Here is a 15,448-nt window from a genome sequence, read left to right on the forward strand (position 1 = left end):
TAATCTGTCAAGGAAGCCTGTTCTGACGATCCGCATGCCCGGCAAAAGGAATGCGGAACAATTACCCTCTGCTGTCCTTGTTCGGGAGGCAGTGTTAAACTGAAAGAAGATTCGTTCAAGAGGCTCGAAGGCAACATGACTGAAGAAAACGACAAGAATCTTTCCAAAAAGATTCGCGAAAGTGCACGCCAGATCTGGCTCGCAGGGCTGGGTGCCTACAACAAGGCCGGTGAAGATACCGAAAAGCTCTTCGAACGCCTGGTCAAGGAAGGTGAGGCACTGGAAGATCTGACGCGCGGTGTGCTGGAAAAGCAGATCAAGGTGGTCGAAGGGACGGTGGAAGAAGTCAAGAAAAATGCCAACACCACTTGGGACAAGCTGGAGTCGGTTTTCGACCAGCGCGTCTCGCGGGCGCTCAAGCGGCTGGGCATTCCCACATCTGAAGACATCCGGGCACTGGAAGCGCGTATCGAGACCCTCGAAAAGGAACTGGAAAAAGCCAGGGCAGAAGCCTCGCGGCGCAAAGCCGGGAGCAAGGCCAGCGCCAAGGCCGGGACCAGGTCCAAGAGCAGTCCCGGGGCCTGATCAGAGGTATTGTCTGCCGAGCGCTTCCACTTCCTGGCGCTCGGCGTCTCTGAGATAGGGTGCCACCTGTGCCACCACGTGATAGACACCGCGCGCCAGATCCACATCATCGCCAGGCTGTTTGAAAAGGATATCGAAGCTCGACCAGTAGGTGATGGTCAGCACCAGGTTGTGGCACAAAGCTTCCATTTCTTCCTGTGACGCCTGAAGAATGTCCTGCGCCTTCAGACTGGCCAGCAGTGTCTTGGTCGTATCCAGCTTGCGGTTGAGGATGCGCCGGAAGTGTGTATTCAGTCGGTCGTAGCGCTGAAGGATGTTGACCAGATCCCGGTAGATGAACCGGTACTCTGCAATCAGCTCGAACAGCAGGTGCAGGAACAGCCAGTGATCTTCCAGCGTGATCGTGGTGCCCGGCGGAACATCCAGCAACTCGATCATGCGCTTTTCAAACTGACCAAACAGCTCGTTGATGATTTCGGACTTGTTCTTGAAATGGTAATAGAGATTGCCGGGACTGATATCCAGTGTGTCTGCAATCTGCAGGGTGGTGACATTGGGCTCTCCGTAGGTATTGAAGAGCTCAAGACTGGTGATCAGGATCCGGTCCCGGGTTTTCATGGTCTGAGGGTGCCCTGAAAATGGATTGGGCAAAAGAGTATCCTAGTTTGACGGCAAATCAAAATCCGCCCATACAGGACTGTGATCGCTTGGACGTTCCATGGCACGAATATCCAGCGCAATGCCCGCATCAGTGCATGTTCTGGCCAGTGGCGGCGTGGCCAGAATCAGGTCGATGCGCAGACCACGTTTGGGGTCGCGTTCGAAACCACGGCTGCGATAGTCAAACCAGCTGAACTGATCATCCGCATCCGGATGAATGATGCGGAAGGTATCCTGCAATCCCCAATCCTTGAGCTGCTGCAACCATTCGCGCTCCTCCGGCAGGAAGCTGGTCTTGCCCGTTCGCAGCCAGCGCTTGCGGTTGTCTTCCCCGATGCCGATATCCTTGTCCTCCGGAGAGATGTTCATGTCTCCCATGAGAACAAGGGGTTCATCCGGAGAAAAGCGGCTTTTGAGAAGGGCGAGCAGCCGTGCGTAAAAATCACGCTTGTGCGGAAACTTGACGGGATGATCCCGGTTCTCTCCCTGAGGAAAGTAACCGTTCAGCACCCACACCGGAGTGTCACCAACCTGAACCCGGGCGCGGATGAAGCGACAGTGATCATCGTCATCATTGCCTTCCAGCCGAGTGGTGACCTCATCCATGGGAAACCGCGAGAGCAGGGCAACGCCGTAATGGCCTTTCTGTCCGTGCCACGCCACCTCGTAGCCAAGATCCCGCATGGCTTCGACAGGGAATTCGCTGTCATCCACCTTGGTTTCCTGGAGGCCGATCACATCGGGCTGGTAACGCTCTACCAGTGCCTGCATCTGATGGATTCGGGCCCTGAGTCCGTTGACATTGAATGATACGACGCGCATCTGCAGCTCCCTTTGAAATCAGCGGCGTATTGCAACGAAAAACCTGCCAGAGCTCAAGTTTGATACTGGTTATGCCAGATAATGTTGGCTACATTTGCAGTAACCAGATGAATCAAACAAGGAGAGGTGCCCCGTGAGCGAGGCTGAAGAATTTACGCCCGCCGTATTGCTGGTTGATGATGAGGCCAACATTCTGTCCTCACTGAGGCGGCTGCTGCGCCGTCAGCGTTACGACATCTTTACCGCCGAGTCGGGCAGGGAGGGTCTCGAAATTCTTGAGCGCGAGCATATTGACCTTGTGGTATCCGATATGCGGATGCCGGAGATGTCCGGTGCCGAATTCCTGGAAGAAGTGTCCCGAAAGTGGCCGGATACCGTACGCATCATTCTGACAGGCTACGCGGATCTGGAAGCGACAGTGTCGGCGGTCAACAAGGCAGGCATTTTCAGATACCTCTCCAAACCCTGGGACGAGCACGATCTCATCAGTACGATTGAGCAAGGGCTTGAAACGCTCAGATTGCGCCGGGAGCGTGACCGGTTGGTGGAAGAGCTGCGGACGCTGAATGAGAGTCTCGAGGCCCAGGTCAGGGCGCGCACGGAGGAAATCCGACAGACCGCAGAAATGCTGGATCTGGCGTACAAGGAGCTGAGCAACAGCTATACCTCCATTATCCGCGTCTTTTCGTCACTGGTATCGCTCAACAAGAAGAAGTACAAGGGACAATCCCGTGCCGTTGCGGATTTGGCCAAATATATGGGGCTCGCTCTGAAACTCCCCAAGGATGAAGTACGCCAGATCTACTTTGCGGGCTTGCTGCATGAAATGGGCAAGATGGTGCTCCCGGACCGGCTGCTGGAGAAGCCCGAGCAAATGCTTCAGGGGGATGATCTGGCCCAGTACCAGCAATACCCGGTGCACGGGGAAAATGCGCTGACGTCAGTGGAGGAACTGAACAGAACCGCCCGTTACATCCGGCATCATTGCGAATATTTCAATGGCAGCGGCTTTCCGGATGGCCTGAAAGGTGAAGATATCCCGCTGGGTGCCCGCATACTCCGGCTGGCCAGAGATTATGTGGGGCTGCAAACAGGGCTGATGCTTTCGCAGTCCCTGGATCATGAAGGCGCGGTGGAATATATCGGGCACCACAGCAAAACACTCTACGACCCGCAACTGGTGGCGCTTTTCCTGAAGATTCGCGACAAGATCAAACTGGATATTGCTCCGGCAGAAGAGATGATGTGCCGTACCCACGCCCTGAAAGCGGGGATGGTGCTGACCAGGGATCTGATGTCCGATGCCGGCGTCCTGCTTGTGGCAAAGGGCCAGGCGCTCAACGAAAACATCATCGACAAGATCATGCGCATAGAGAAAAGCGAGAAGGCCCAATACAAGGTATACGTCGAAGTGCATGAGGGGGCGGAGGCATGACACGAATTCTGCTTGTCGACGACGAGGCGAACATCCTCAAGGCACTGACGCGGGTGATTCATGTCCGCCGGGCGTGGGACGTCGTCAGCACTACTTCACCGGCTGAAGCGCTGTCGCTGCTCGACGGGCAGCATTTTGATCTGATTCTGTCAGACTATCGCATGCCCGAAATGGATGGCGTGACCTTCCTCAAGGCGGCCCGGCGGATCTGCCCGGATGCCGCACGTCTCATACTGAGTGGGCAGGCCGACATGAACGCGGTACTGCAGGCCATCAATGAGGCCGAGATTTATCGCTTCATCACCAAGCCCTGGGAGGATGACGAGTTGCTCATCACGCTCGACAAGGCGCTCGAACACCAGCAACTCATCGTGGAAAACGCCAGGCTGGCCGCAGAAGTGAAACGGCAGCGCGCACAGATCAGGGAACAGCTGAATGAGTTGCGGCGGCTGGAAGCCGAGGCCCCGGGGATTACCCGCCTCAACCTGGATGACGAAGGCTATATTGTGCTCGATGAAGATGACCTGGATGATGTGGACCTGGATGACCTGCGTTAACAGGCAAAAAGCGGCGGTACAGCGCACCGGCCCGCTTCATCAAAGCAGCGGATCGGGCGCCTCTTCCGGGAGCAGGTAGAAGTGTGTCAGTTGCCTGTCCTCGAATTTCTGGAAGAAATCGCTGGCCTGTACCAGAGGCTGATACCCCGTCCTGCCGCGTGACTTGAACTGATTCCGGTGTCCGTACTTGATCAGATCAAAGCCCGCATTGATCCGTGTGAAACGGATGGGCAGTGAACAGAAGATGATCCGCGAAGGCGGCACGCCGTATTCCCGCGCCAGATCCGTGCGCACATCAGTGAACTGGGACCCTCCGTTCTGAAGCGTGAGGACATGCTGAAGCCGCTGACGCCTCATCATCATGGCACAGAAGCTGTTGGGCCGGGTACGGGCATGGCGGCGGAAGGCCTCCCAGAAGTAATTGTCCGTCAACTGGCAATACGCCTCCAGATCGGTCAGGGCTGCACGGACTTCGTCACGGCAAGCGGGTTCCTGCAGGACCTCCTCAATGGCCTGGCGTAACAGCCAGTCAAAGCCGATTGAGGTCTTGTGCCCGTATACCTTGCGGTACATCTGATAGCGGCTGTAGACAAAATCCTCCAGTGCACCCAAACCCTTGCGGCTGACAGCGATACCCAGCCAGCCCGATTCGGGTTCCCAGCCGATATAGAGGTTCTTGGCCAGGTGATCCAGATTGAACCCGCCAACGGTAACCGACGCATGGAACCCGTCCCGCATCAGGTAGTCTGCCCTGTCCGCATCCATTTCGCTGGAGACGATACCGGACAGCACCCGCGCCAGCTTGTCAGGATCGGCGGTGGACCGGTCACTCAGGGTCAGAACGGGCCAAAGCACTTCGGTCGCCTCACGAAAGCGTGAGCTGGGCCGGATTTCGGATTTGTCCATTAGACTCAGGACATCGCCCGGAACGATGCCGTCACGTTCTACCCCCGTTTCCGAGCAGAGGTGGCTGGCAATCGCCAGGGAAAAGTGTTCGTGCTCAATGGCTCCATCGGGGTCAACCGGGTGCGGGATGTTCCCCTGCACGTATTGCCGGACGTCCGGCAGATCCAGCCAACGGCGAAGCGAAGGCGTCCGTTCGAACTGATGGGAGAAACTGCTGTGCCCGCAGTCATGGAGAAGACAGGCCAGTCTGACCACACGGTAGAGATAGGCGATGGCGCGGGTCAGCTCGCCCTGATCCGGCAGCGATGTCTGATGGCGCGCCCGGTCGAGACTGGTTTCCATCAGCCCCAGGAACAGGCGCCCTCCAACATGGGCAGTGCCGATACTATGCAGAAATCGGGAATGTGTCGCACCGGGAAAGACGTAAGACAGGATATCATTCTGACAGATAAACCGAAGACGCTGAAACCAGGGGTGGTCAATAATTCTGACTTCATGCGCGAACAAGGGAATGCCGCCGTGTACCGGATCCATGATCAGGCGATCGCTGACATCCAGCAAAGTAAGCAAGTCTGAGTGTGTAGTCATATATCCCTATCTGCACCCCTTGGGTTTTAGTATGATAATTCTAAAAATAAACCTACACTGCTAGTAATAACGACATAAACAATAGCACGCATTGCACCACCCAAACAAAGCCGCCGGCTGAGGGGTTGTGACTCGGGATTATGGCAGACATAGAAGAGCGGATCCTGCTGATCGGGCAGGATGAAAACTGTGATCGTCTGGCCGCGCATCTTGCCCGGGAAGGGTACGTTGTCGAGCGTGCCGAGAGCGTCGAGGCGCTGACTCATGCCCGTGCGGAACAACCGGTGGACGCAGATCTGGTGGTTGTCAGCAGCGATGCCCGGGGCATACGGGAGCTCACGAGCTTCCTGGATGTCTCTAAAGTCCCCATTATTGCACTGAATCAGCCTGTTACCGCCTCCGATGTGGTCACCACACTGCGTGCCGGAGCAAGTGATCTGGTTGTCGTACCGTTCAAGGACTTTGTGGATGCGGATCGGGTGATCGCCCAGCAACTTTCCCGGGTGCGGCTTCAGAAGGACTATGCCCACGCACGATCCGAGCTCGAGCGTGCCAACCGGGATCTTCAGACCGGCCTTGCCGAGCTCCGCAACGACCAGTCTGCCGGGCGGCAAGTTCAACAGAAAATGCTGCCCGATCGCAATCAGACCTTCTGCGGTTTTCACTTCGATCACATGCTCAAGCCGTCGCTGTATCTCAGCGGAGATTTTCTGGACTACTTTTCATTGAGCAAGAACAAGGCGTTCTTCTACCTTGCGGATGTTTCCGGGCATGGGGCCTCATCCGCATTTGTGACGGTTCTGCTCAAGAATCTCACCAATCGCCTGCAACGCAATCTGCGGCGGGGCTCCAGTGATGACATTCTCGACCCGCACCGGTTTCTGGCCCGCGTCAACAAGGAGCTCATCGATACGCAACTGGGCAAACATTTGACAATATTTGCCGGAATTCTGGATGTTGAGCGCAAAGTGTTGCGCTATTCTTTAGGTGCACATTACCCGATGCCCATTGTCTGGACGAACGGGCATCCCCATTATCTGGAAGGAAGGGGTAAAGCGGTTGGCATGATGGAAGATGCGACCTATGAAACGCTGGAAGTACCCATTGGTCCGGATTTTCGGTTGGTTGCATTTTCGGATGGCGTTCTGGATGTCGTGAATGCCAACTCGCTCGCAGAAAAAGAAGCCCTGCTGCTTGAAACCGTGGCACAGGCAGGACACACTATTGGTAGCCTCGAAAAAGCTTTGGGGCTGGACGTTATCCGGGATTTGCCGGATGATATCGCGGTTTTGTCGATAGCATCGACGGAGTAGCCATGTCGCAGTTCCGTATACTCCAGGCGGAGAACAAGGGCGTAATTGTCCTGAGGTTTGAAGGGGAAGTTCGCCTCAGTGTCTGCTGTGCACTGGATCGTCTGATCGAAGAGATCGAGAACCGGCCTCATTTTGTGACCGTGATCGTCGATCTGACCCAGGCGACCATGATCGACAGCACGACGCTCGGTCTGATCGCCAAACTGGGACTGTTTGCCCGCCAGGAACGCAAGGTACTCCCCACCATCATTTCCAACCGGGAAGACATTGATCGCCTGATCCACACCATGGGACTTGATGATATTTTCATTGTGGTTCGTGAGGCGGCAACCGATCTGGGTGACCTTCAGGAAGTGCCGCAGCTCACTGCCACGGAAACGGAAGTGAAGGAGAAAGTCCTCTGTGCGCACCGGATTCTGATGGAGCTCAATGAGCATAACCGGAACGAATTCCGCGATTTGGTGGCCATGCTTGAAAGTGATGTCGAGGGCCCCAGTTGCCCCGTCAACGCTCAGTCGGCCCGCAGCAAACATTTGACCCACTGACTCACGCCGCTATCATTCAGCCCGAAGCCATCGCAGAGAGTTTCTCATGACGCAATCCAAGACCCATGTGGCTGTCCTGGGGGGCGGCAGTTTCGGGACCGCCATCGCCTCAATTCTTGCTGACAACGGTCATCATGTTCACCTGTGGCTGCGTGACCCGGAGGTCGCCGACGCCATCAATAGCCGCCGGGAAAACACGCATTACTTTCCGGGCCGGATCCTGCCCGAGGGTATTGAGGCCTCCACCGACCTGGCATCCTGTGTCCGTGCAGCCGATACCGTATTCGTCAGTGTGCCGTCCAAGGCTTTCCGTCGGGTGGTGCATGAGGCCCGGGACGCATCCCGTCCGGGGCAATACTGGGTGAGCACGGCAAAGGGTGTAGAGCCGGAAGGTTTTCACCTGATGAGTGCCATTCTCCGCGAAGAATTGCCGGATGATCCCAGTGGCGTGCTCAGCGGGCCCAATCTGGCTCAAGAGATGCTGGATCGTTGCCTGACTGCGACAGTCATCGCCAGTGTTCATGAAGGACTGCGCAAGCGGGTACAGCAGCTTCTGGGTAACGCTTACTTCCGGGTTTATGCCAATACCGATACTTACGGTGTGGAGCTTGCCGGGGCATTGAAAAATATCTATGCCATTGTATCCGGGCTGGCTGCGGCCCTGAAAATGGGGAAAACACCCGTGCCATGCTGATGACCCGCGCCCTGGCAGAGATGAGCCGCTTTGCCGTCAGCATGGGGGCCAATCCCATGACCTTCATGGGACTGGCCGGAGTAGGGGATCTGATCGTTACCTGCAGTTCCAGCAAGAGTCGTAACTTCCGTGTTGGCTACCAGCTCGGGCAGGGGAGAACGCTGGACGATATTGTCAGCCACCTGGGGCAGGTTGCCGAGGGGGTCGAAACCCTCAAGACGGTCTGGCACAAGGCACACGAAATGGAGGTGGAGATGCCGCTGGTCAATGCCCTGTACGAAATCGTCTACCGCAACGCACCGATAGAAGACGTGGTGCGCTCGCTGATGTCCCGTCAGCAAAGCAGTGACGTTGAATTCATCCTGCCGAGGGAGTCCTGAAATGGAGCTGATTGTGGTGCGCCACGGTGACGCCGGGCCCTATACACAGCCGGATCATGCCCGGCCGCTCAGTGACCTGGGCAAGACACAGGCACGGTCCACGGCTGACCAGCTGGCTGCAGCCGGTTATGAAGGCGTGACCATCTGGCACAGCCCCTATCTTCGTGCTGCGGAAACCGCCCGCATTCTGGCTCAAGTGCTGAAGGCTGCCACCGAAGTGATTGATGGAGTGACCCCCGATGGGCGTCCGGAGCAATTTGTTTCGCGATTGGATCAGCCGGGCGTACCGGAACAACTGATTCTGGTCAGCCACATGCCGTTTGTCGCCAATCTGGTCGCGTTGCTGAGCGGGGAACGTGCAGTTCCGTTCATGACAGCCGAAGCCCGCATACTCAGGACAGAGACGGTGTGGTATCCGGGCGAGGCGGCACTCATCAAGTCATTGACGCCTTGATCCGGCTGACCACGTTGCCGATCTGCTCCGCCGGCGTATAGAAATGGGGTGAGAGACGGATACCGCCGCCACGCAAGGCACAGACCACACCTGACTTACTGAGCTTGCGGTACACTTCAGCAAGATCATGGCTCGGGATATCAAAGGTCACCATGCCGGCTCGGCGCTCGGGCTGTTCCGGACTCAGCAGGCGAATGCCGGGCGTGTTGGCGAGCGCCTGGTAGAGCTGGTCAATACGCGCTTCAAGCGTCCGCTGAACCGTTTCCATGCCCACTTCAAGAAGCAGGGACAGGGAGGCGGACAGGGCATGAATGCCAAGCATGTTGGGGCTGCCGCACTCGAAGCGGGTGGCGTCCGTGGCCGGGGTCCAGTCCCGGCGTGTGTAATCACCACGCTGATGCACCATATGCCAGCCAAACTCGGAAGGCTCCAGAATTTCCAGCCATTCCGGCTTTACATACATCAGTGCCAGCCCTTCAGGCCCGAGCATCCACTTGTGGCCGTCGGCCACAACGAAATCCGCCTCACAGGCCTGTGCGTCAAACACCTGCGCGCCGAGTGACTGAATGGCATCCACACAAAACAGGGCAGGGTGATCACGAAGCGCGGCACCAATCCGGGCGATATCCAGCCTGAGGCCGTTGGCGTATTGCACCGAGCTGACGGAAACCAGCCGTGTTCGCGGCCCTACCTCATTGAGGATTGCCTCCTCCGGGTTGCCGGCTGGTGTGAGCTCCGCCTCACGCACGCGTACGCCCCTTGAACTCAGCGCTTCCCAGACAATGCGGTTGGAAGGAAATTCCTGATCGGTGATGACCACTTCGTCTCCCGGGGCCCACTTCAGGCCGTTGGCAATCATGGACAAGGCTTCGGAGGTGCTTTTGGCCAGGGCAATGCTGCGGATCGTGGGGGCGTTGATCAGTGTCTTGAGCTGTTGTCTCAGCGTGCGTTCAGTGTTCAGCCAATCCGGGTAATGGCTGGCCCCGTAGTGAAGGTTCTCCTGAGCGAAACGATACACTGCCTCAGCCGTGCGTCGGGGCCAGGGCGCGACCGCTGCGTGGTTGAAATACAGGCAGTTGTCCACAACTGGAAATTCATGACGCAGCTGAACCATGGGTTATTTTCCTTTAAGATGTGCCCGGAGAGGAGGAAACAGACTACTATGCTGCCCATACCCGTGCAATACATCGAGCCGGTATTCCGGCCCCCCAGCGAAGCGCGATCCTTTATCCTGCAGGTGACCAATGGCTGCAGCTGGAACAAGTGCACCTTCTGTGAAATGTACACGCAACCACAGAAGGCCTTCAGGGCGCGCAAGGATGAAGAGATTTTCGCTGACATCCGGCGTACCGCCGCAATCTATCCGGGGCTAACCCGAGTGTTCCTGGCAGACGGCGATGCCATGGTTCTGCCTGTACGGCGGCTCACGGGCATTCTCCAGATGCTCAATGATGCCTTTCCGGCACTTGAACGAGTGTCGGCCTATTGTCTGCCGCGCAACCAGCGGCGCAAGTCTGTGGAGGATCTTCGCGCTTTGCGCGAGCTCAAGCTGGACATCATGTACGTGGGCGTCGAGTCCGGATGCGACACGGTCCTGGAAAAGGTACAAAAAGGAGAGACCGCTCAGTCACACCTGGAGGCGCTGATCAAGATCCGCGAAGCAGGATTGCGGTCATCCGTCATGGTGTTGAACGGCCTGGGCGGCACGCGCTACTGGGAAGCCCATGCGGATGACACGGCCGCGCTCATGAATAAGGCTCAACCGGACTTCCTGTCAACATTAGTGGTGTCTTTTCCTCTGGGGCGGGCGCGACTGAAATCCCATTTTCCGGAATTTGAGTTGCCGGATCAGCAAGGTCTGTTCCGGGAGCTGCACCGCTTCATCTCCGGTCTCGAGTTGAAGCAGACGGTGTTCCGCTCGGATCATGCTTCCAATTATCTGCCACTCAAGGGCACACTCAATCGGGACAAACGTGCGATACTGGATGTACTGGAAATCGCCATGACGCAGCCCGGAAAACTTCGCCTGCGGCAGGAATGGGAGAGAGGCCTGTGAGTACCGATGCACTGAAGAGACTGCAAGAGCAGCTGGAAAACCGTCATCACTACCCCGTGGACAAGTGGGATCCGCCGTTCTGCGGCGAGATCCCCATTCGTATTGATAGTGACGGAAGGTGGTGGTATCGGGGCAATGCCATCGACCGTCCCGAGATGGTCAGGCTGTTTTCTGCCATCCTCAAGAAAGAGGGTGAAGACTACATGCTGGTGACCCCGGTTGAAAAGGTGCGGATCCAGGTGGAAGACGTCCCCTTTGTCTTTACCCGTCACAGACTGGTTGAGGAAAGCGGGAAACCCTGGCTGGCACTGGAGACCGAGGTTGGGGAAGCCGTCATCGTTTCAGAGGACCATCCCCCCGAGTTACGCAAGAGAAGGCAGGATGGCGTGCTGCTGCCGTATTTCCATGTACGCAATGGTCTTTACGGTGTGCCCGGCAGAGCCCTCTATTACCGGCTCATTGAAGAAATGGCAACCTGCAGGGAGGAGGCTGACGGCCGCCAGGTCTGGGGGCTGACCAGTGGTGGGGTGTTTTATCCCCTGGAGCAAACTCCGGGAGCCTGAACAAGCTTGTTGACGTCAGATTGGTTGTTGTGGGCGGTCACATGACACTGCTGACCGTTTCACAAAAAAAGAGCAGGCATGACGCCTGCTCGCAGTAGGGGTATCGATCAATCCCGGCGGGATTACATGTTGGGATAGTTCGGGCCGCCGCCACCTTCCGGAGTCGTCCAGACAATATTCTGCGTCGGATCCTTGATGTCACAGGTCTTGCAGTGAACGCAGTTGGCGAAGTTGATCTGGAAGCGCTTGCTGCCATCCTCGTTATCCACCACTTCATATACCCCTGCCGGGCAATAGCGCTGAGCCGGCTCATCATAGCGGGGCAGGTTGTAGTTGATGGGAACGTCCGGATCCTTCAGCTTCAGGTGGCAAGGCTGGTCTTCTTCGTGGAACACGTTGGCCAGGAAGACTGAGCTCAGCTTGTCAAAAGTCAGCTTGTTGTCCGGCTTCGGATACTGAATCTTCGGGCACTCGCTGGCCAGCTTCAGCATCTCGTGATCCTTGTGGCGGTCATGCAGCGTAAACGGCAGGCTGCGGCCAAGGATATTCTGCTCCAGGAATGCGATCGCACCGCCGATGACCGTACCGAACTTGTGCATGGCAGGGCCGAAGTTGCGGGTTTCGTAGAGCTCCTTGAACAGCCAGGACTTTTCGAATTTCTCCGTAAAGGAAGTCAGTTCTTCACGGCCCTCGCTGCCACGCTGAATCGCTTCGAATACGGCTTCGGCCGCCAGCATGCCTGACTTCATGGCAGTGTGGGCGCCCTTGATCTTGGTGAAGTTGAGCGTGCCGGCATCACAACCGAGCAGCAGGGCGCCAGGCATGGTCATTTTTGGCAGGCAGTTGTAGCCGCCCTTGGCAATGGCGCGAGCGCCGTAGCAGACACGGGTACCGCCTTCCAGATACTTGCGCAGCTCCGGGTGCAGTTTGCAGCGCTGGAATTCGTCAAACGGACTCAGGTGCGGGTTCGAGTAGTTGAGATCGGTGATCAGACCCACAACCACCTGATTGTTCTCCATGTGGTACAGGAAGCCACCACCGGAAGACTTGCTTTCGGTCAGAGGCCAGCCGGAGAAGTGCACGACCTTGCCGGGTTCATGGACTTCAGGCTTCACATCCCACAGTTCCTTGATGCCGATGGCGTAATGCTGCGGGTCCTTGCCCTCGTCCAGTTTGAAGCGCTCGATGAGCTGCTTGCCCAGATGTCCGCGAGCACCTTCGCAGAAGAGCGTGTATTTGGCATGCAGTTCCATGCCGGGGGTGTAGGTATCCTTCGGATTGCCGTTCTTGTCCACACCCATGTCGCCGGTCAGTACACCTTTCACGCTGCCGTCCTCATGGAACAGGACTTCGGCAGCAGGGAAACCGGGATAGATTTCCGCGCCCAGAGCCTCGGCCTGTTCCGCCAGCCAGCGGCACAGGTTGCCCAGGCTGATTACATAGTTGCCGTGGTTGTGCATGTTGCGGGGAACAAAGGCATTGGGAATCTTGACTGCAGAGGTTTCACTGCGCAGTACAAAGACGTCGTCTCCTGCAACCGGTGTGTTCGGGGGGCACCCTTTTCCTTCCAGTCCGGGATCAGCTCGTTGAGAGAAGTCGGCTCCAGTACGGTACCTGCAAGAATATGCGCGCCAACTTCGGAACCTTTTTCAACAACACAGACCGTAAGTTCCTGACCAGCGTCCTGGGCCAGCTGAAGCAGTTTGATCGCGGCGGACAGACCCGACGGGCCGGCACCCACGATGACAACATCAAACTCCATAGCTTCGCGTTCCACGACTCGTCTCCTCTGTAATGACTTCGGATTGGGGCAAGACTGGTTCAACGCCACGCCGCGGGAATCGGACAGGCCGGCTGATCAGACCAAGTCTTTGATAGTATGCACTAAGTATCTATACTGACAGCCCATAGCATACCCGATTTTTGACATCAAACAAACGTTTGTTTGAATTTTGGGGTTGATTTGTGTCTAATGTGACCGGAAGGGTCGCAGCCCGGCAAGAGTTGACGCCCCTCAAGTTTTGCCGGATTTGCATGACAGCGGACCGGCAAGGCAGTTGACCTGTGTATCCGTTGGCTTCATTATGTGGGCCTCGAACGTCACACAGTCGTAAAACAATGGGTGCATGGCGCGCTGCAGGCCCATGCATGCAGATGAACCCATCGCTGATAAATACGAGGAATCTATGAAGGTTCTGGTCGCTGTTAAACGAGTTATTGACTACAACGTCAAAGTACGTGTCAAGCCTGACAATTCAGGTGTGGATCTGACCAACGTCAAGATGGCGATGAACCCCTTCGACGAAATTGCGGTTGAAGAAGCCGTTCGTCTGAAGGAAAAGGGTATCGCTACGGAAGTGGTTGTGGTCTCCATTGGTCCCAAGGCTGCTCAGGAACAGATCCGTACCGCTCTGGCACTGGGTGCGGACCGCGGCATCCTGATCGAGACGGACCAGGAAGTTCAGTCCCTGGACGCAGCCAAGCTGCTCAAGGCTGTCGTTGAAAAGGAGCAGCCCCAGCTGATCCTGCTTGGCAAGCAGTCCATTGACACGGACAACAACCAGACCGGTCAGATGCTGGCTGCCCTGCTGGGCATCGGACAGGGCACCTTCGCATCCCGCCTGGATGTGGAAGGCGATCACGCTGTGGTTGAGCGTGAGATTGACGGTGGTCTCATGGACGTCAAGCTCAAGCTGCCCGCCGTGGTGACTGCAGATCTGCGTCTGAACGAGCCGCGCTATGCTTCGCTGCCGAACATCATGAAGGCGAAGAAGAAGCCGCTTGAAACCCTGAGCGTTGCAGATCTGGGTGTCGAACTCAAGCCGCGCCTGAAGACACTGAAAGTCGAGCCGCCGCCTCAGCGCAAGCCCGGCATCAAGGTGAAGAGCGTGGACGAGCTGATCGACAAACTGAAAAACGAAGCGAAGGTGATCTAACATGAGCGTGCTTGTTGTTGCAGATCATGACAATCAGAATCTGAAGCCCGTTACCCTGAACGTGCTGGGTGCGGCAAAGCAGATCGGTGGCGACATTGTGGTTCTGGTTGCCGGCGAAAACTGTGGGGCGGTAGCCGAGCAGGCCGCCAAGGCAGAGGGTGTCAGCAAGGTACTGGTCGCTGACAACGCGGCGTACGGCCACCACCTCGCCGAGAACATAGCCCTGCTGGTGACTGAAATCGCCAAGGATTACACGCATATCCTGGCGCCGGCAAATACGTTCGGCAAGGATTTCATGCCGCGTGTCGCGGCCCTGCTGGATGTGGCGCAGATTTCCGATATCGTCAAGGTGGTTTCTCCGGACACCTTCGTGCGTCCTTTCTATGCCGGTAACGCGCTGGCAACCGTACAGAGCGAAGACCCGATCAAGGTGATCACCGTTCGTGGCACGGCCTTCGATCCGGTGGCAGCAGAGGGTGGCTCCGCAGCGGTCGAGAAGCTGGATATCGTGAAGGACGCGGGTGTATCCGAGTTCGTGAAGGAAGAAATCGCCAAGTCCGACCGTCCGGATCTGACCAGCGCCCGCGTGGTGGTTTCCGGTGGCCGCGGCATGCAGAACGGCGAAAACTTCAAGATGCTGTACGAGCTGGCTGACAAGCTGGGTGGTGCAGTCGGTGCTTCCCGTGCTGCAGTGGATGCGGGCTTTGTCCCCAACGACCTGCAGGTAGGCCAGACCGGCAAGATCGTGGCACCTGATCTCTACATCGCCGTGGGCATCTCCGGTGCAATCCAGCACCTGGCCGGTATGAGCGGCAGTAAGGTCATTGTTGCCATCAACAAGGACGAAGACGCACCGATCTTCCAGGTAGCGGACTACGGCCTGGTGGCAGACCTGTTCGAGGCGGTCCCCGAGCTGATCAGCAAGCTCTGATCCGTCCGGTCATGCAGTAATGA

Annotated in this window: 14 protein-coding genes and 2 pseudogenes; 11 read left to right on the top strand and 5 right to left on the bottom strand. The window is 57.0% G+C overall.

Annotated features, from left to right (window positions below; translation table 11 throughout):
* Positions 1 to 135 precede the first annotated feature (135 nt).
* Complete coding sequence (locus AAIA72_RS03235; RefSeq protein ID WP_369602014.1) at positions 136 to 585, top strand: phasin family protein; 450 nt, start codon at positions 136 to 138, stop codon at positions 583 to 585.
* Here AAIA72_RS03235 and AAIA72_RS03240 read toward each other — a convergent pair whose 3' ends face one another.
* Both AAIA72_RS03240 and xthA read right to left on the bottom strand, forming a co-directional pair.
* Positions 586 to 1,203: a TetR/AcrR family transcriptional regulator gene (locus AAIA72_RS03240; RefSeq protein WP_369602015.1), complete on the bottom strand. Its 618-nt coding sequence runs from the start codon at positions 1,201 to 1,203 to the stop codon at positions 586 to 588.
* 42 nt (positions 1,204 to 1,245) lie between these two features.
* Complete coding sequence (gene xthA / locus AAIA72_RS03245; protein WP_369602016.1) at positions 1,246 to 2,067, bottom strand: exodeoxyribonuclease III; 822 nt, start codon at positions 2,065 to 2,067, stop codon at positions 1,246 to 1,248.
* A gap of 133 nt (positions 2,068 to 2,200) precedes the next feature.
* Between xthA and AAIA72_RS03250 the strand changes: the two genes are divergently transcribed.
* Both AAIA72_RS03250 and AAIA72_RS03255 read left to right on the top strand, forming a co-directional pair.
* Positions 2,201 to 3,502 carry an HD domain-containing phosphohydrolase gene (locus tag AAIA72_RS03250; protein WP_369602017.1) on the top strand — a complete coding sequence of 434 codons (1,302 nt, stop codon included), beginning with the start codon at positions 2,201 to 2,203 and terminating at the stop codon, positions 3,500 to 3,502.
* Positions 3,499 to 4,059: a response regulator gene (locus AAIA72_RS03255; protein WP_369602018.1), complete on the top strand. Its 561-nt coding sequence runs from the start codon at positions 3,499 to 3,501 to the stop codon at positions 4,057 to 4,059. Before AAIA72_RS03250 ends, AAIA72_RS03255 begins: the two co-directional genes overlap by 4 nt.
* A 39-nt stretch (positions 4,060 to 4,098) precedes the next feature.
* Here the strand turns inward: AAIA72_RS03255 and AAIA72_RS03260 are convergent, their stop codons facing one another.
* Positions 4,099 to 5,553: an HD domain-containing protein gene (locus AAIA72_RS03260; RefSeq protein WP_369602019.1), complete on the bottom strand. Its 1,455-nt coding sequence runs from the start codon at positions 5,551 to 5,553 to the stop codon at positions 4,099 to 4,101.
* A gap of 140 nt (positions 5,554 to 5,693) precedes the next feature.
* On the opposite strand from AAIA72_RS03260, the gene AAIA72_RS03265 reads away from it, so the two are divergent.
* The 4 genes and pseudogenes from AAIA72_RS03265 to sixA all read left to right on the top strand — a co-directional run bounded on the left by AAIA72_RS03265 (position 5,694) and on the right by sixA (position 8,939).
* A complete protein-coding gene (locus tag AAIA72_RS03265; protein WP_369602020.1) occupies positions 5,694 to 6,866 on the top strand; it encodes a PP2C family protein-serine/threonine phosphatase in 1,173 nt (390 codons plus the stop codon).
* A gap of 2 nt (positions 6,867 to 6,868) precedes the next feature.
* Positions 6,869 to 7,411, top strand: coding sequence for an STAS domain-containing protein (locus AAIA72_RS03270; RefSeq protein ID WP_369602021.1), 543 nt, complete (start codon positions 6,869 to 6,871; stop codon positions 7,409 to 7,411).
* 46 nt (positions 7,412 to 7,457) lie between these two features.
* Positions 7,458 to 8,485: pseudogene (locus AAIA72_RS03275) on the top strand (NAD(P)H-dependent glycerol-3-phosphate dehydrogenase).
* Position 8,486: 1 nt separating this feature from the next.
* A complete protein-coding gene (gene sixA, locus AAIA72_RS03280; protein WP_369602022.1) occupies positions 8,487 to 8,939 on the top strand; it encodes a phosphohistidine phosphatase SixA in 453 nt (150 codons plus the stop codon).
* Here the strand turns inward: sixA and AAIA72_RS03285 are convergent.
* Positions 8,920 to 10,053: an aminotransferase class V-fold PLP-dependent enzyme gene (locus tag AAIA72_RS03285; protein ID WP_369602023.1), complete on the bottom strand. Its 1,134-nt coding sequence runs from the start codon at positions 10,051 to 10,053 to the stop codon at positions 8,920 to 8,922. The genes sixA and AAIA72_RS03285 overlap by 20 nt on opposite strands.
* A 48-nt stretch (positions 10,054 to 10,101) precedes the next feature.
* Between AAIA72_RS03285 and AAIA72_RS03290 the strand changes: the two genes are divergently transcribed.
* Positions 10,102 to 10,995, top strand: a complete 894-nt coding sequence (locus tag AAIA72_RS03290) for a radical SAM protein (protein ID WP_369602024.1) — start codon at positions 10,102 to 10,104, stop codon at positions 10,993 to 10,995.
* Positions 10,992 to 11,558 (top strand): DUF1285 domain-containing protein, encoded by a 567-nt coding sequence (locus tag AAIA72_RS03295; RefSeq protein ID WP_369602025.1) that lies wholly within the window; start codon positions 10,992 to 10,994, stop codon positions 11,556 to 11,558. Before AAIA72_RS03290 ends, AAIA72_RS03295 begins: the two co-directional genes overlap by 4 nt.
* 122 nt (positions 11,559 to 11,680) lie before the next feature.
* Here the strand turns inward: AAIA72_RS03295 and AAIA72_RS03300 are convergent.
* Positions 11,681 to 13,320 (bottom strand): annotated as a pseudogene (locus AAIA72_RS03300) (electron transfer flavoprotein-ubiquinone oxidoreductase).
* 424 nt (positions 13,321 to 13,744) lie between these two features.
* On the opposite strand from AAIA72_RS03300, the gene AAIA72_RS03305 reads away from it, so the two are divergent.
* On the top strand, positions 13,745 to 14,494 hold the full coding sequence (locus AAIA72_RS03305; RefSeq protein WP_369602026.1) for an electron transfer flavoprotein subunit beta/FixA family protein: 750 nt from the start codon (positions 13,745 to 13,747) through the stop codon (positions 14,492 to 14,494).
* Between the two features lies 1 nt (position 14,495).
* Positions 14,496 to 15,425 carry an electron transfer flavoprotein subunit alpha/FixB family protein gene (locus tag AAIA72_RS03310; protein WP_369602027.1) on the top strand — a complete coding sequence of 310 codons (930 nt, stop codon included), beginning with the start codon at positions 14,496 to 14,498 and terminating at the stop codon, positions 15,423 to 15,425.
* Positions 15,426 to 15,448: the final 23 nt, after the last annotated feature.

Source organism: Thermohahella caldifontis (genome assembly GCF_041153465.1).
Taxonomy (GTDB): domain Bacteria; phylum Pseudomonadota; class Gammaproteobacteria; order Pseudomonadales; family Oleiphilaceae; genus Thermohahella; species Thermohahella caldifontis.

Coding starts and splice junctions, on each gene's coding strand:
- xthA (WP_369602016.1), bottom strand. CDS start 2,067: ATGCGCGTCGTATCATTCAATGTCAACGGACTCAGGGCCCGAATCCAT.
- AAIA72_RS03240 (WP_369602015.1), bottom strand. CDS start 1,203: ATGAAAACCCGGGACCGGATCCTGATCACCAGTCTTGAGCTCTTCAAT.
- AAIA72_RS03290 (WP_369602024.1), top strand. CDS start 10,102: ATGCTGCCCATACCCGTGCAATACATCGAGCCGGTATTCCGGCCCCCC.
- AAIA72_RS03305 (WP_369602026.1), top strand. CDS start 13,745: ATGAAGGTTCTGGTCGCTGTTAAACGAGTTATTGACTACAACGTCAAA.
- AAIA72_RS03255 (WP_369602018.1), top strand. CDS start 3,499: ATGACACGAATTCTGCTTGTCGACGACGAGGCGAACATCCTCAAGGCA.
- AAIA72_RS03285 (WP_369602023.1), bottom strand. CDS start 10,053: ATGGTTCAGCTGCGTCATGAATTTCCAGTTGTGGACAACTGCCTGTAT.
- sixA (WP_369602022.1), top strand. CDS start 8,487: ATGGAGCTGATTGTGGTGCGCCACGGTGACGCCGGGCCCTATACACAG.
- AAIA72_RS03235 (WP_369602014.1), top strand. CDS start 136: ATGACTGAAGAAAACGACAAGAATCTTTCCAAAAAGATTCGCGAAAGT.
- AAIA72_RS03270 (WP_369602021.1), top strand. CDS start 6,869: ATGTCGCAGTTCCGTATACTCCAGGCGGAGAACAAGGGCGTAATTGTC.
- AAIA72_RS03260 (WP_369602019.1), bottom strand. CDS start 5,553: ATGACTACACACTCAGACTTGCTTACTTTGCTGGATGTCAGCGATCGC.
- AAIA72_RS03310 (WP_369602027.1), top strand. CDS start 14,496: ATGAGCGTGCTTGTTGTTGCAGATCATGACAATCAGAATCTGAAGCCC.
- AAIA72_RS03265 (WP_369602020.1), top strand. CDS start 5,694: ATGGCAGACATAGAAGAGCGGATCCTGCTGATCGGGCAGGATGAAAAC.